Source organism: Sporosarcina aquimarina (assembly GCF_033253705.1).
Lineage (GTDB): Bacteria > Bacillota > Bacilli > Bacillales_A > Planococcaceae > Sporosarcina > Sporosarcina aquimarina.
Genome location: NZ_JAUBDH010000010.1, coordinates 38,396 through 54,310, shown reverse-complemented (window position 1 = coordinate 54,310; position 15,915 = coordinate 38,396). Strand labels below are relative to the sequence as shown.

13 protein-coding genes are annotated in these 15,915 nt (G+C 43.8%); 5 read left to right on the top strand and 8 right to left on the bottom strand.

Features of this window, described 5'->3' with window-relative positions:
- Nucleotides 1-68: 68 nt before the first annotated feature.
- The 8 genes from QT716_RS14065 to QT716_RS14030 form a co-directional block, all read right to left on the bottom strand.
- On the bottom strand, nt 69-1,262 hold the full coding sequence (locus tag QT716_RS14065) for a chromate transporter (protein ID WP_317936729.1): 1,194 nt from the start codon (nt 1,260-1,262) through the stop codon (nt 69-71).
- Between the two features lie 281 nt (nt 1,263-1,543).
- Nucleotides 1,544-2,038 carry an LURP-one-related/scramblase family protein gene (locus tag QT716_RS14060; protein WP_317936728.1) on the bottom strand — a complete coding sequence of 165 codons (495 nt, stop codon included), beginning with the start codon at nt 2,036-2,038 and terminating at the stop codon, nt 1,544-1,546.
- Nucleotides 2,039-2,281: 243 nt separating this feature from the next.
- Entirely contained in the window at nt 2,282-3,988 is a 1,707-nt protein-coding gene (locus QT716_RS14055) for an S-layer homology domain-containing protein (RefSeq protein ID WP_317936727.1), read from the bottom strand.
- A 113-nt stretch (nt 3,989-4,101) separates the two neighbouring features.
- On the bottom strand, nt 4,102-4,758 hold the full coding sequence (locus QT716_RS14050) for a DUF4396 domain-containing protein (RefSeq protein ID WP_317936725.1): 657 nt from the start codon (nt 4,756-4,758) through the stop codon (nt 4,102-4,104).
- 129 nt (nt 4,759-4,887) lie between these two features.
- Nucleotides 4,888-5,448 (bottom strand): YdhK family protein, encoded by a 561-nt coding sequence (locus QT716_RS14045; protein WP_317936724.1) that lies wholly within the window; start codon nt 5,446-5,448, stop codon nt 4,888-4,890.
- A gap of 213 nt (nt 5,449-5,661) precedes the next feature.
- Nucleotides 5,662-6,705, bottom strand: coding sequence for a C40 family peptidase (locus QT716_RS14040; protein ID WP_317936723.1), 1,044 nt, complete (start codon nt 6,703-6,705; stop codon nt 5,662-5,664).
- A gap of 244 nt (nt 6,706-6,949) precedes the next feature.
- On the bottom strand, nt 6,950-7,861 hold the full coding sequence (locus QT716_RS14035; RefSeq protein ID WP_317936722.1) for a plastocyanin/azurin family copper-binding protein: 912 nt from the start codon (nt 7,859-7,861) through the stop codon (nt 6,950-6,952).
- A 140-nt stretch (nt 7,862-8,001) separates the two neighbouring features.
- Nucleotides 8,002-9,060, bottom strand: coding sequence for a stage II sporulation protein P (locus QT716_RS14030; RefSeq protein WP_317936721.1), 1,059 nt, complete (start codon nt 9,058-9,060; stop codon nt 8,002-8,004).
- A gap of 138 nt (nt 9,061-9,198) precedes the next feature.
- Here QT716_RS14030 and QT716_RS14025 point away from each other — a divergent pair, with 138 nt between their 5' ends.
- From QT716_RS14025 to QT716_RS14005, 5 genes are all read left to right on the top strand, one after another.
- Nucleotides 9,199-11,238, top strand: a complete 2,040-nt coding sequence (locus tag QT716_RS14025) for a heavy metal translocating P-type ATPase (protein WP_398293598.1) — start codon at nt 9,199-9,201, stop codon at nt 11,236-11,238.
- Between the two features lie 146 nt (nt 11,239-11,384).
- Entirely contained in the window at nt 11,385-12,743 is a 1,359-nt protein-coding gene (locus tag QT716_RS14020) for a sensor histidine kinase (RefSeq protein ID WP_317936720.1), read from the top strand.
- Between the two features lie 25 nt (nt 12,744-12,768).
- Nucleotides 12,769-13,443: a response regulator transcription factor gene (locus tag QT716_RS14015; protein WP_317936719.1), complete on the top strand. Its 675-nt coding sequence runs from the start codon at nt 12,769-12,771 to the stop codon at nt 13,441-13,443.
- 11 nt (nt 13,444-13,454) lie between these two features.
- The gene (locus QT716_RS14010; protein WP_317936718.1) at nt 13,455-14,378 is read left to right on the top strand and encodes a F510_1955 family glycosylhydrolase; all 924 of its coding nucleotides are present in this window, start codon (nt 13,455-13,457) and stop codon (nt 14,376-14,378) included.
- A gap of 22 nt (nt 14,379-14,400) precedes the next feature.
- The gene (locus tag QT716_RS14005) at nt 14,401-15,894 is read left to right on the top strand and encodes a multicopper oxidase family protein (RefSeq protein WP_317936717.1); all 1,494 of its coding nucleotides are present in this window, start codon (nt 14,401-14,403) and stop codon (nt 15,892-15,894) included.
- Nucleotides 15,895-15,915 lie beyond the last annotated feature (21 nt).

Genomic DNA, 15,915 nt, shown 5'->3' with positions numbered 1-15,915 from the left:
TTTGCCCATTTGTCCACTGGACTTAAAAAACCGTCCCAATTGTCAGCAATTGGGACGGTTTTATTCATTCATATAAACGACAAACCCATCCCGCCAACAGCTCCTGCCACCACAACCATCCACGGCGGCAGTTTCCAATACGCTAGCATGCTGAACAAAACAGCTGCCAACACAAAGTCCGAAGCTTGCAAGACGGAAGTGGTCCAGATTGGGTAGTAGAATGCAGAGATAAGAATTCCAATCACAGCTGCATTGACGCCCATGATGGCGCCTTTGACTTTTGGGTTATTGCGCAGAGAATCCCAAAATGTGAGGGCACCTAGGATGAGTAGAAATGCAGGCAAGAACACAGCAAACGTAGCGACGAGGCCGCCTTGCCAGCCTTTCATGACAGTTCCTAAGTAAGCAGCGAATGTGAACAGTGGACCAGGTACGGCTTGAGTTGCACCATAGCCCGCTAAAAAGGATTCTTTACTGATCCAGCCTGTTGGGACAAATTCCTGTTCGAGCAAGGGCAGAACAACATGCCCTCCACCGAATACGAGTGATCCCGATCGATAGAAACTATCGATCATAGCAATCCAAACGGATCCTGTCAGTTCTCGCAGGATGGGTAATACAACTAACAATCCAGCAAACAAGAGTAGACAAATTGCGGAAACGCGTTTCGTGATTGGAAAGGTCGATTTTGCTTCTGTTTCTTCCTTGTGCTGTTTAAACAGTAAGAATCCTACGAGTGCTGCGATTAAAATAACACCCACTTGAGTCCATGCGGATTGCCACAACAGTGTCCCGATGAGTGCAAGAAGTGCAATGGTCTTCCTCGTTACATCAGGCGTCAGATTTTTTGCCATACCGAGGATCGCATGAGCAACAACCGCCACCGCGACAAGTTTCAACCCGTGAATCCACCCTGCATTTCCGATATCCATTTTCGTAAGTAAGCCTGCAAATAAGATGAGTGCAATGACAGATGGAAGTGTGAACCCTAGAAACGAGATGATGCCGCCGATGACACCCGCACGCATCACGCCGATTCCGATTCCAACTTGGCTGCTTGCCGGTCCTGGTAAGAATTGCGACAATGCCACAAGATCAGCATAGCTTTTTTCGTCCATCCACTTTCTTCTGCGGACGTATTCCGCATGGAAATAGCCTAAGTGCGCAGTGGGCCCTCCGAACGAGGTCAACCCAAGGCGAGTTGAAACTACTAAGATTTCAATGTATGTTTTTAACCTCCGATTCAAGTTTGCTGGGTTCATGGGAGCCTCCTTCTTTAAGAGTATTCCTTTACTAATTTGTATCTTTCATTTTCATAGGTTCATATCGACTATCTTGAAGGTATCATGTCTCTCTTTAGTTAGACAGCATTCCCAAAGAAGTTTACAAAGTCTTAATAATGTTTGTCCACTTTGTCATCACTAGATATGTATTTTAGGGAAGAACATTACTCAATCTTACCCCTTCACTAAAAAACCGCGAATATCTAATAAGATTTCGCGGCCTTTTTCCTTCTATTGGACTTCTTGAGCGTTATCTTTACTCACATTACTGCAGCTGAAGCACCTGCTTGGTCTGCTTTCACACAATCAATCGCAACAACTAGGGCAACCATCAGTGTTTCCATCTCTTCATTAAAAATCTGAAGCTGATAGCTGTCTCCCCACTCGAACCATTTCTTTTCCACTCTGCCGATAACTTCCCCGTGCTGGAGCACATCAAAGTTCATCTCCCACCAATTTCCTTCAACTTCAATTCCAGCTGCGTCGATGGAGTATCGTGCTTTAAAGAACGTGAATTCTTTCTGAATTGTCACCGTCTCTTGACCTTGAACGTCAACAAAGAACGTTGGCAGGAAGCTGAATGTCTTTTTCGTAATACGCGCGACTTCGTTGTCAGCCAAACCTACAATTGAATATGTTTTTGGGATTTGCATAAAGCTTCCTTCAACTTTGTAAATATCGTGCTGATCCGCATCTTTCACCGTGAACTTGCCGCTCATGCTCATCATCTTTTGCTTAATATAGAGTTGTTTCATCTGAATCCCTCCATTAAGACGTTCACTTCAGTCCGGTCGGCATGGCCAGAAGCGCTGTCCTCTAGTTTTATACTTCACTATACGAAGGGGCCGTCCGGAAAGTTTCGTTTGCACAATGCTTCATAGGATGTATGGGTATATTGGTATTTACTTCAATTTAAGAGGAATGTGATGGCTCCGTGCTCCTTAACCAGACGCAAAAAAGCCGAGTCACATTGACATGACTTGACTGGATGATTCGATTTAAGGTTTGCCTGATACTGATTGCTCAATCAGACGGTGGAGAAATACAGAAAAATGTTGGCGTGACACAGAATCATTCGGCATGAATTTCCCATTTGAACCTACTGTGATTTGGTTGCTGGCTAGCACTTGAATGTATGGATACAAGCTGCTTTTCTTGCTGACGTCGCTGAATTCAGGCGGGCTGCTCTTCATCTTCAAATTGAAGGTGTTCATGAGAATCTTAGAAAGTTCCGCGCGTGTCAAATTCGTTTCTGGGTTCATGTAGCTACCGTTTCCGTCGATGATGCCTGCTTCGTAAAAGGCTTTGATGTCTTCGTAATTCGGATGGCTTGCCGGTAGGTCTTTGAAGGCCTTCATCTGCCGTACTTTTGGCAAAGACAACCCTTCCATCCTGCGCATCAGTGAAAAGATGTGCTTGCGCTGAATTGCTTGTGCGGGGCGGAATGTCCCGTCCGCATAGCCTTTGTTCACGCCATGTTGAGCGAGTGCCTCAATGGGCCCGTAATAGGGATTTGTCGGTCGTACATCTGTGAAACTTTGAATTTGCATTTTGAACGTGTACCCGGCATAGCCGTCCAGTCCGCCATAGCGCGGCAAATGCGTTGCATAATAGGTGCCCGCCTTCAACCGCATTTTAAATGTGTATGGATTGGATTCACCGTATCCGCTGCCATTTACAGAGAGCTGATGGCCTTTCTCATCACTGAAGATGATACTCGATTCGGTGTCTGGTGAATTCACAGTGAATGCCACGTCGGCATCATTAGCTAGTGTGAATTTGTAGTAGTCGTTCACTTGTGTATACACTAGGTCCGATTCGTTCCAGTATCCTTTGATGGTTTTGTTATTGACGAGCACGTCGGCAGTTTCAAACGACGTGTTCCGCCCGCTTTCCCACTCGTTTTTTTCCAATGGCTTAAATTCAGAGGTGAATGAATAGTACGCCGTGAATAATCCGACTCCTGTCACTTTCACTCTGAAATAATATGTCCCTGCATCAAGGAGGACTTCTGCTCTCTTCCCTGGTTTCAAGAAGCCCTTTATGTCATATAGAACGTTCTGCTTCTGATCCAGTATTTCCAGTTTTGTGGCGATATTATTAGTAGGTGCACCTGGCACATCTTCATAGCCGATGTTCAGTTTACCAAATGACGGAACGACTACTTTGTAGTAATCCTCATCTTCCATATCCTTTGAATTCTGGGGGTTCACATAACCTACTGCCGTATTCCCGATCTTATAGGGATTTGCAGCAGCAAGTGTGTTATTAGGCTCGATGTCCATTCCTGCTGTCCCTTTTGTGTAGGCAATTGAATAATCTCCTTCGATTAGGTTGCCGTCGGGTGTAATTTCCACAGTATATACGCCTTTTTTCAGACTAACAGGAAGCACAGTCTTCTCTCGATCGCCGTCTTGCCAAAGAGTCGAAACAGATGCCGCCACTTCACGGTCTGCTGTATAGATTTTTACTAAGTAATCCGTGAAATTGTACCACGGGTCGTCCATCGGATAGTCTTTCAATGTGAACGTCACGTTTGAATCCTGTTCAAGTGTGATTGTTGCGGTAGGAATTTCATTCTCTTGAATCGTGCCAGAGAGGACTTTTCCTTCTTGCCAAGCGGCAGCTGCGCGGGCTTTGTCTTCAGGCAGCAGGAACAGTAGGGAGATTAATGTACAGCAAATTATGGATGCAATTCTTTTCAATGGGACACCTCTTGTTGTATAAGATAATTCATTATACAAGAGCGTTTATGCACTGTATATAAACATTTGAAATTCTGTCCAGAATTGTGTCCGATTCACTATCTTATGGTAGGTCACATCGCATGCTTAATTTCTTTTTTAATGAGCCATGCATTTGCCGGATAACTGGTTAGGAATCCAAGGATCATCGCGATCTGCATCATGAACCAATAGACAGGACTTGTCGGTTCGGGCGGAGTTTGGAAGAGTACGTAATGTACGATAGCCATCCAGCCGAACATGCCGACTTCGAAAGCGATTAGTGAGATTGTATCGGCTTTTAACGATTCAATGAGTGCATGCATTTTTCCTTTTTCTTTATTCATCGGATAGATCGATGCAAATTGGAACAATATGCCGAACAGATAAGCGAGTATAAATTCCACTATGTAGTGTGCAAACAAGACTGAGCCTGCAACGGTAAGTCCGGTCAACGCAACAATTGGAACACCCACTGCATCTCCAAATGAGCAGCCAGATGAACAATGCGAAGTGGATGTGAAGACTTTTACTCCTTTTCCTCTTGTGTCCTCCTTCTTTGAATCCTTTGCCTGGATCCGTCCCCATTTAAAATAGGCAAATAGCGCAACGGGTCCGAAAAACCAACCATTCAGCGACCAAACGACGTTCATAATTGCCATCTTCTGTGGATGCCTACTAACATCAACAAGTATAATCAGACTACTGAGCAATCCGATTGCAAGTGCGATCCAAGATATGAGTTCAAGCATTTACATCACCTCTACTTTGTGTATAACCTGGGTTAATACGATTGAAACTCCATAGTTTCTGCATACTTATTAACGTTTACTGAGTGAAATTCAAAAAGAGCTGCGCTCGGCAGCTCTTCTACATGTGTTTCACTTTTCCGATAACTCATCCTCGACGACCCATTTATGGTTCGTCACTTCATCTCCGCCCGTCGTCGGCACATAGTCAATCATGTACACAGTTGTTTTCTTTGCGGACTCAATTTCTGCTTTCGCAGCGTCCATACCTTCCATATGATCAGCAAGGACAGTCACTTCAGTTCCTTTTTCAAGAGGTGCCGCTGCTGGATCTTCCAATTCTTCATGGATGACCCATTTGTGATCCATTACTTTCTCGCCGCCATCTGTTGGTGTGTAGTTAATCGAATACGCTGTTGTATCATAGGCGCCAACAATTGTGGCAGTTGCTCCTTTCATGCCTTTCATATGGTCAGCTTGGATTATTGCTTCAGATCCAACTGCAAATTTAGGACTTTTCGCTTTTTGCAGTCCTTCAGGTACGCTGCCATCACTAGAATGATCCATACCTTCCATCTCGCCGTGAGATACTTCATCATTCGCAGCCGGCTTTTCTTCTTTCGTTGTGCCCGCACCGCATCCTGCCAGCACAAGGGCAAATGCAGCGCTTGCCGCAAGTAGTTGTTTTTTCATCGTACATCGCTCCTTTTTTTCATGTTCATAATTAGTTTCCCACTATTGACTTCAATATAACCTGAATTCGGAATCTCCTTAGAAACTCCACAATTAGAATAAAACATTATCTCACATATGGTCTATTGAAGAATTACCCGTTTGATTTCTCGTTCCAATCGAACAAAAAAGTATCTCTTGAGTCAATCAGAGATACTTTTTTACTAGTGCTTATTATTTTGTAATGGCTGTGTACACCGCTGCTGAAAACTCTGCGCGTGTAGCTGTTTTCCCTGGATTGAAACTTGATGTTTTGAAGACATTTGTTTGGTCAAGTGCCTTTAGTGCAAAAATTGAGTCCGATGCCCAGTATGTGGAAGTGACATCCTTGTAAATTGTGTTTGCTAGAGTTTCATTTGAAACTTTTTCATCTAAATTAAACGCACGATCCACTATGACGGCCAATTGTGTACGTGTCAGACTGTCATCAACGCCAAACGCACCATTCGTATAGCCTTTCAAAATACCCGCTTCGTTCAATGCTGTAATGTCTTTCAAAAAGGCGTACTTAGGCGAAACGTCCGTGAACTTGATGGAATGACTTGCTTTCAATTTAAGAATACGATTGATCATCGCTGCGGCATGTCCACGTGTAATGTGTCCCTCCGGCTTGAATGTCCCATCTAAGTACCCATTAATAACTCCTTTTTTGTTAAGTGCTAGTATTGCCTCGTATGCACCATGGGTACTTGGAAGATCTTTAAAATGACCAGTAGCTGTCTGAGCCGGTTTTGGTGTTGGTACCGGTGTTTCTGTAACTTTCACATCTGCCATTCGACGTGCACCAGCATATTTCGGCGCCCAGTATGGATGGGTTTTTAAATTCGCCGTTGTTACACCTGAACTCTTCGCGGAAATGAATTTGTCGCCCCCAAGATAGATACCTGTATGCGAGATGCCTTTTTTGTATGTGTTCGCAAAGAATACCAGATCCCCTGGCTGCAGCTTGTCCTTACTTACGGCTTTACCCACTTTGAACTGCTCTGCTGACGTTCTTGGAAGTTTAATGTTTGCATGATTGTACACATAGCGAATATACCCTGAGCAGTCAAATCCAGATGTAGTCGTTCCACCGAACTTATAAGGTGTTCCGGTAAACTTTTTCGCATATGTCGCAATATCACTTGAACTTGCAGCGCTAGCTTCGTCGACTGATCCAACTGCCAGCGCCCCCATCAATACAATTGCAGCAACAGATTTCATAAAACGTTTTCTCATTTTCCACCTCATATTATTTTTTGTCTCTCTCTTTTTTCGATACTGTTTTTCTTCTTTCATAGATTAGCACATTGGTTAGCTGAATAGTTTTACGACTTGATTACGCTTACATGACAAAAGTAAGGATTATTTAAGGAGCACTAAAGTTGCAGAAATTGTATAGAGTTGGTTTTTTACAAAACGAAAAACCAACTCTACACTAGTAGAATCGGTTTCGTTTTCAGAGGTTAAGATTTAGTTATAGTCAGCTCACTATAAATTGTCCTTTCATGCCTTGCTCTTTGTGTCCGGGGATTGTGCAGTAAAACTCATATATTCCTGATTCTTTGAATTCGAATCGCAGTGATTCTTGCGCATTTGGTGCGGTATGAAGGTGTAACCACTTGTTGGACGCCCCGTGATGTTGGTGGGCTTTACCAAGTTGCATGTAGGCATCTGTTCTGACTTCAATATCGTGTTCAATTGCATCTAGATTGTTCAGCGTCAATGCCACAGGTGTATTTTTTTCTACTTGTATATCGCGAAGTGAGTATCTCATCTCTTTTGTCACTACCATGATTTGCTGATCGAACCTATCCGAATCTACAAGGTTTTGAGGGTCTTGATTTTGAGTTAACTGGACAAGCGAATCGCTTTTCATAACAAGAGAATTGGCGACGACGAGATACACTACACTGCATACAAATAGCGTGAGTGGTTTAAGTATCCATTTTTTCTGTTGAACCTGCGCATCTTTTCTACTCGTGACGATTATCATGATGAAGATTGTACTCACTGATAGTAAGAAGAAGAGCTGGATGAACGAATTGGCTTCGTTTGGTTGAATCATCTCTCCAAGCATAGCCCCCATCATTCCACCCATTAAGCCTGCCATAATTCCTTCCAACATCGACAGCATTCCGAAACAGAGACCGCACAAAGTTCCTGCCATCACACCGATTGTCATGGCAATCATTGTTGAAAAGAACAACTCGCCCTGATAGAGAATGCCATACAGAACGCCTGCAGTTAGACCTATATTCATGCCAAAATACATCGACACGACCATCCCTTGCATTGGACCGAATTTCGATTTTCTGAGTTTCGCAAGTATCAAGATTACCAGTGTCAAAGCCGCTAGCATTCCAATTAGAACTGTCTCCACCATGTTCTTCATCCGCCTGCTTTCAGAAGAGATTTTCTTATATTCAGTTTTCCTGCTTCTTTTAAGCGTATGCCGAAATGATTTTCCCCATGACAGAACGGTTCTGCAAATTATCTAACAGCGTGTTTTTGTTTTCAGCATATAAGTACCGTCTATTCCTCTTTGTGCCAATAACTTTCACTCAGCGCATCTGCCAACACTTCAGTTGTTCGTCTCATTTCTTCAAGCGTTGAATCGACACCTCCTACTTCAATTAGTACTGCTGTCGGTGAAACGTCCTGATTGTAGACACCATTTCCTTGACTGCTGTCCTTTTGGAAAATCCCTTTCGATAATCCTGGATAGCTCGCGTCCAATCTTCTATTCACTTCTTCTGTAAAAGCCAAGTTGCTTTTAAAGGACTCGTGACTTGTGCCAACGACAAAGAACACCTGCGCAAACGATTGACCTTGAATTGTTTTCGTCGTCGCATTTTTTCTGAGTGAGTCGCGGTGTATGTCTAAAAATAATGTCAGCTTCTTATTTGCTGAACGCGCCGTTCGAATGTGTTCTTCTGTCACTTGATAAGAGGCAGAAAAATCCAATCCCTTTTGGTCAAGTTCCTGGATAATGTCTGACGTATCGACGAGCGTCCCAATTCCCCGGTTTTCTAACGCTCGTTCTAGCATCTTTCCGACTTGTGTGATGTTCCGGCTTTCATGAACCGCATCTTTTGGATCATCCGTTTCTGGGAAGTAAGGAAGAAATGACTCTCTGCTATGGGAATGGTAGACATACGCTACCTTCTTCCCGAACGTAGAGTGCGGCAAGTCTTTTGGTGGAACTACAGGTCGTCTCATCGATTGAAAGCGCGCATTGAACTTTTCTTTGTCAAACGGATGATCAGCCAGCAACTCATTCATCGTAGGCGTCAATCCACGCCCATCGCTAAGCATCACTTCTGCTCGCTCTGTCTTTCGGCTGTCGGAACTTTCCTCAGATTCTTCATCCTCAAGGTTTAACATGTCCCAGTTTTGTATAGATTCTGGTGCCATCTCTGCTATTTTTCGAATCGGTTTTTCCCATCTTATTGTGTCCTCTGAAGATGCTGAAAAAAAATACGACCAAAATAGTAGCATGATAAGCCAGCATATAAATAATCCAAGTGCAATGAATAAAAGTATTAGAAGCCATGACTTTTTTTTATGTTTATCAGTAGTATTTCGTTTCATTTATCTTCTCCTCATTCCTTGATTCATTATAACAGCTTGTCAAAAAAAGCCTTTAATTGTATAGGAATTGCATACATTCTGCATACTTGATGGGTATACCTACTTTACATAGCAATTTAAACGAAAGGAGTGTTGACATTGGAAAATCATTCACACGATACACATGAGCACGCGACTCATACAGAAAACTCGGAACGAAACCATTCAAATGGTAATCATGGCGGTCATGGAAACCATCACGCTCACATGGTCCAAGACTTCAAGAAAAGATTCTATGTGTCGTTAGTTATCACGATTCCTATTCTGATATTGTCACCTATGATTCAACAATTCTTGAACGTCGACTGGCGATTTGCTGGCGATCTCTATATTCTGTTCGCACTTTCTACGTTCGTCTTTTTCTACGGAGGACTTCCGTTTTTAACAGGAGCTAAGGATGAGCTGAAGGAACGTACACCTGCCATGATGACACTTATATCACTCGCGATTATCGTTGCGTATGTCTACAGTACAGCTTCCGTATTCGGACTAGCCGAAAATAATTTCTTTTGGGAATTGGCCACTCTTGTAGATATTATGCTTCTTGGCCATTGGATTGAAATGCGTTCCATTATGGGAGCTTCAAAAGCGCTTGAAGAACTCGCGAAGCTAATGCCTTCGGAAGCACATCTATTAAACGAGGATGGGTCGACAACGGAGGTTGAAGTATCGGAGTTACAGTCTGGTCAACGCGTACTCGTCAAACCCGGAGAGAAAATCCCAGTAGATGGACAGATTGTAGAAGGTAAATCGTCTGTCGATGAATCCATGTTGACGGGTGAATCTCTTCCCGTAGACAAATCAGTGGATGAGGAAGCCATTGGCGGATCCATCAATGGGGAAGGTTCTCTTGTACTATCCGTGACAAAAACAGGTGAAGATACGTACCTTTCCCAAGTGATTACTCTTGTAAAAGAAGCGCAAGAATCGAAATCACGTGCACAAGATCTTGCGAATCGCGCAGCGAAATGGTTGTTTTACGGCGCACTTGCTGCGGGACTAATCACGTTTACCATCTGGTTATTGCTCGGCTATTCCGTTTCGTTTGCAATCGAGCGTATGGTGACCGTGCTCATTATTGCTTGTCCACATGCTCTTGGGTTAGCTGCACCATTAGTCGTAGCAGTTTCTACTTCAATAGCAGCAAAAAATGGTCTGCTCATCCGCAATCGTCCTGCGTTTGAAGAAGCTCGAAAAATCCAAGCAGTTGTGTTCGACAAAACCGGGACCCTTACAAAAGGAGAGTTTGGCGTAACGGATATCCTTCCTTCAGACGGCTACATGGAGGAAGACGTTATTTCATATGCTGCGGCAGTTGAATCCCAATCACAACATCCACTCGCACAAGGAATTGCAAAAAAGGCGGAGGCATCCGAAATTCAAGTGCCCAAAGTACATGACTTCCAATCGTTGACGGGGAGAGGGTTGCAAGGTACGGTCAACGACAAACAAGTACTTGTTGTCAGTCCAGGATATATGAAAGAAGCAAACCTATCCTACTCAGAAGACTCATTTAGCAAATGGTCGTTCGAAGGAAAGACGGTTGTTTTCCTACTTATTGATAGTCAGCTTGCAGGCATGATTGCTCTTGCAGATATTGTTCGTGAAACAGCTGTAGAAGCTGTGAGTGAATTAAAAAGTCTTGGTGTCAAATCGATTATGCTGACAGGTGACCACACACAAGTAGCAGAATACGTTGGTAAACAGCTCGGACTTGAAGAAATCTTTGCCGAAGTGCTCCCTCATGAGAAATCAGAGAAAATTGTCCATATCCAAGAAAAAGAAGGTTTGCGGACTGCAATGACAGGCGATGGTGTCAACGATGCTCCTGCACTTGCCAAAGCAGATCTCGGTATCGCAGTCGGTGCTGGTACAGATGTCGCGATTGAAACGGCAGATGTCGTGCTCGTAAAAAGCAACCCACTCGACGTTGTCACGATTATTAAACTATCGTCTGCTACGTATCGCAAAATGAAGCAAAACCTATGGTGGGCTGCTGGCTATAATATCGCAGCGATCCCACTTGCAGCAGGCATCCTTTACCCACTTGGAATCGTGTTAAGTCCTGCAGTTGGGGCAATATTAATGTCACTGAGTACGGTCATCGTTGCGATTAATGCCCGATTACTAAAAATTTAACATTATTGACGTTACCGACTATCCAGAAATTCAGTACATACTGATTTCTGGATAGTCTTTCTTTGCGTACATAATCCGTGCGTTCTGCATACATTTTCGATACGTTTAACTTATACTGCTCAGTAGAGTGAAAAGGAGCGCGTGCTGTGAATAAAATTTCAACGAAGTTAGCGACTTCATTTATCATTTCATTTCTCATTATGGATACATTGCTGATGGTGTACTTGCACCAAACCATTACACATGCCCGGGTAAACGAAGAACTCGATCGGCTGTTAAAAACGGGCAGCAACCATCGCGATGTCTTAGAAGATAACTACAATGAAACGACCCTTCATCATATTATTCTCATGGAGAGCGGCGGCGAACGGGATGTCGCCATTCTCGATGATGCAGGAAACGTTGTGCAGCATTCATTGGATAATGAAGAGGTTCTTCTCCCTTATTTGAACCAACTAAACGAGGAGCTACCGACAAAAGATACGATATTACCAGTAGATTGGAAGGAGTCCCCTTATCTCATCAGTGTACATCCGTATACGGCTCAAGGTAATTCGGGTTCACTAGTCATGCTTCAGAGTACGATTCCCATCCGCCAACTTGTGCATCGTCTAAACATCCATTTCATCCTCGCGGGCGGCGGAGGCATTGTCATTTTGTTTGTCGTATACTTATTGCTTTCTAAATGGCTGACCCGTCCACTTATTCGGATGAAAGAAGCGACTGAACAAATAAGTAAAGGATTTTACGACGTCGACTTGCCGAAGCTTTCGAATGATGAGCTTGGTGAACTGGCCACTTCCATTCGTACATTATCGAATGACTTAAGTCGAGTAAAACGTGAGCGCAATGAATTTCTTGCATCTGTTTCTCATGAAATGGGAACCCCGCTAACGTATTTAATCGGCTATGCTAAAGTTGCTCAACGGACAGAACTGGATGATGCAGAGCGCTTCAATTATTTATCCATTATCGAAGAAGAAGCGGAGCGATTGAAAACACTCGTGAAAAACTTAATGGATCTTGCGCAGATGGACGAAATGACGTTCTCTGTAAGTAGGTCTGAGTTTTCTTCTACGGGATTCGTTCGGGATATTGTCCAGCTGGTCCAACCCGCGTTCGATATGAAAGGAATTTCACTTTTCACTGAAACTGGTGATGATTTCACATTGGTGGCTGATCGAATGCGATTGGAACAAATTATCCTCAATCTATTAGACAACGCGCTTCACTATTCTGAAAGTGGTACAACTGTCACCGTACGTGCTTTTCAAAATAAAAAGCAAGCCGTCTTACAAGTTCAGGATAACGGATGTGGCATTCCGGTTGATAATCAGCAAGAAATATTCGAAAAGTTATATCGCGTTGAAAAATCCCGTTCGCGTTCGTTTGGTGGTGCGGGGCTTGGCCTTGCGATTGTAAAGGAACTGACGGAAGCGCATGGTGGTACGATTGACGTCCAGAGTGAACCGGGACACGGGAGCACGTTTACAATTCGACTATAACTAGGACGGAGGGGCGGCGATGAATATGAAAACTATATTACTAATTGACGATGAAAAACGAATGCTCGATTTACTCGAGTTGTTTCTTGCTCCGCATGGGTATCGTTGTTTGCAAGCGACGGACGGCCAAGCAGCTCTTAAGCTATTCGAAGAAGAGAAGGTCCACCTAGTGCTGCTCGATATCATGATGCCCGGGATGGATGGTTGGGAAGTTTGCCGTCGTATTCGTGAGTTGGCTGACGTTCCTGTCATTTTATTGACTGCTCGTACTGACAAGTCAGATGTTGTGAAAGGGCTAGACCAAGGAGCCGACGATTATATTACAAAACCGTTTGACGAACGTGAACTAATCGCGAGGGTACGTGTCGCTTTAAGGCGTGTCCCTGATGAAAACCAGCCGAAGCAGCTTAAAGAAGGACCTTTTACACTGGACTTGGAATCGTATTCAATTCTGTATGACACGCACGAAGTACGTCTGACATTAAAGGAATTCTATATCATTGAAGCCATGATGGCTCGACCAAACCGTACATTCACGCGGGAAGACTTACTTCATGTGGCATGGGAGTACGATACCTATACCGAAGTACGGACGGTCGATTCGCATATCCGAAACTTACGGGACAAGTTAAGAAAATCAAGCTTTCCGATTGACGGTATTCTACTAACGGTATGGGGGATCGGATATAAATGGAAATGAGGAGAATTAGGATGAAGAAACCATTAGTTGGTGCAGTACTCGGTGGGCTGCTGATTTTAAGCGCATGCTCAAACAAAGAAGCATCCTTTGCGTATGAAGATGTGAAAAATCCAGAAGTGGATCATATCCACGGTTCAGGATACAGCAATGGAGGCCCTGATTTCGTTATCGCAACGCATGCTGGCTTATATGCTTACGGAGAGGATGGCTGGAAAGAAGCAAATCGTGAAAAAAACGATTATATGGGCTTTCAACCTACGGAAGATGGCTTTTTTGCGAGCGGCCATCCTGCAGTCAATTCCGATTTGAAAAATCCATTTGGTCTTATGAAGAGTACAGATAAAGGGGCAACGTTCGAGCAGCTTGCGTTTTATGGAGAAATCGATTTCCACTATCTTGGTGCGGGGTACAAGTCGAATGTAGTCTATGTATTCAATGAATCGCCCACTGCTGATCTAAAAGGCGGATTGAACTATACACTCGATGAAGGGAAAACCTGGACCACTTCAAAAATGGAAGGATTTACAGCAACTACCCTTTCAAACTTAGCCGTTCATCCATCTAATGAGGAAATGATTGCAATCGGCAGTCAAGAAGGACTTTTTTTGTCCACAGATTTTGGAGATACGTTCGCTAAATTGAATGACGCAACGATGATCACCTATGTCACGTTGATTGAAGACGGTGGCTATTATGCCACAATCGAAAAAGAAGACCGACCAAGGCTTAACCGATTCACAATTGACAAAACGGAAGAATCCACTATTTCGTTACCAGATGAATTACACAGTCCGATTCAATTCATTGCAACGAGTCCGGATGATTCAGAAGAAGTTGTTGTAACAGCGTATGACAACTCAATTTATAAGACGACAGATGCTGGTTCGACTTGGATACAGCTTGCGAATGCCGGACAATTGAAAACGTCTAAATGAGATTTAATATAAGGGGCTAAGAATGATGAAATCATTAATGAAATGGCTCATACTCGCTGTCATCAGTTCACTGATTGCAGGATGTTCAATGAGCAGCACAGGCGAAGAATCTACAGATAAACATTCTGAAAATGGCATGAATCATGACATGAGCGGGATGGACGGCATGGATGGTCATATGGATCATGACAATCCACTGCCTTTAAAAGACTCAAATGGTTTTAATGAGTTGGCCGTCTCTCCCCTTCTTGAAAAAAATACGGCTGGTGATGTCGATTACACACTGACCGCACAAAAAGGCAACCAGCTACTGCTTGAAGGTCAAACGACGGAAACCTATGGCTATAATGGTGACTTCCTCGGGCCTGTGCTGAAACTGCGTCAAGGCGAGACTGTTCGTATTAAAACCGTAAACGCATTGGATGAGGATACGACATTCCATTGGCACGGGTTGGATGTACCGGGTGATGTCGATGGCGGACCACATAATCCATTGAAACCTGGAGAAGAACGGATTATTGAATTTAATGTCACTCAGGAAGCCGCGACACTTTGGTTCCACCCCCATCCTCATGGTAAAACATCTGAACAAGTATATAAAGGACTTGCAGGACTGCTCTATATCGAAGATGAGCATTCCGACAGCTTGAATTTGCCAAGTGACTATGGCATCAACGACTTCCCTGTTCTCTTGCAAGACCGCGCATTCACTAAAACGGGGGAACTGAACTATGAGGCTGCGTATAATTCAGATGGAACGCTTGGTGATCGCTTACTCGTCAACGGAACGCTCGACCCGAAACTATCCGTACCTCAAGGCAAAGTTCGTTTACGTCTGGTGAACGGATCGAATGCCCGTAATTATACCGTTGCGCTTAGTTCAGGGGATTCGTTCCAGCAAATCGCTACGGATGGCGGGTTACTGAACGAGCCAGTGGCGATGGATACACTCAAGTTAACACCTGCAGAGCGTGCAGAAATCATTATCGATTTTGATGGGCTGCAAGATGTGGAAAATCTATCGTTAGTGGATGATCAAGGAACGATCCTTCTGCCATTTGCAGTCAACGATGGACAGACTTCTAGTGAGATACCTGCAAAATTGAACTCTTTTGAGGTAACAGGGGAAGAACGAAACTTACCGGTGACGAAGCGTCTTGAATTATTTGGCATGATGGACATGGTAACCATCAACGGTAAAAAGTTCGATATGAACCGGATTGACATGACTCAAAAAGTTGGTGAAACCGAAGTCTGGGAGCTGACCAATAAGCCCGATCCGATGGGCGGCATGATCCATCCTTTCCACATACATGGCACGCAGTTCAAAGTGATATCCGTGAATGGCAAAGAGCCGGATGACAATCTGAAAGGCTGGAAAGATACAGTTGCCCTGGAGCCTGGTGATCGCGTAAAGATTGCAATCTCGTTTAAAAACAAAGGTGTCTATATGTACCACTGTCATATTTTAGAGCACGAAGATAATGGCATGATGGGACAGATTGAAGTGAACTAGAAATAGAAGAAGCCGCCTTGC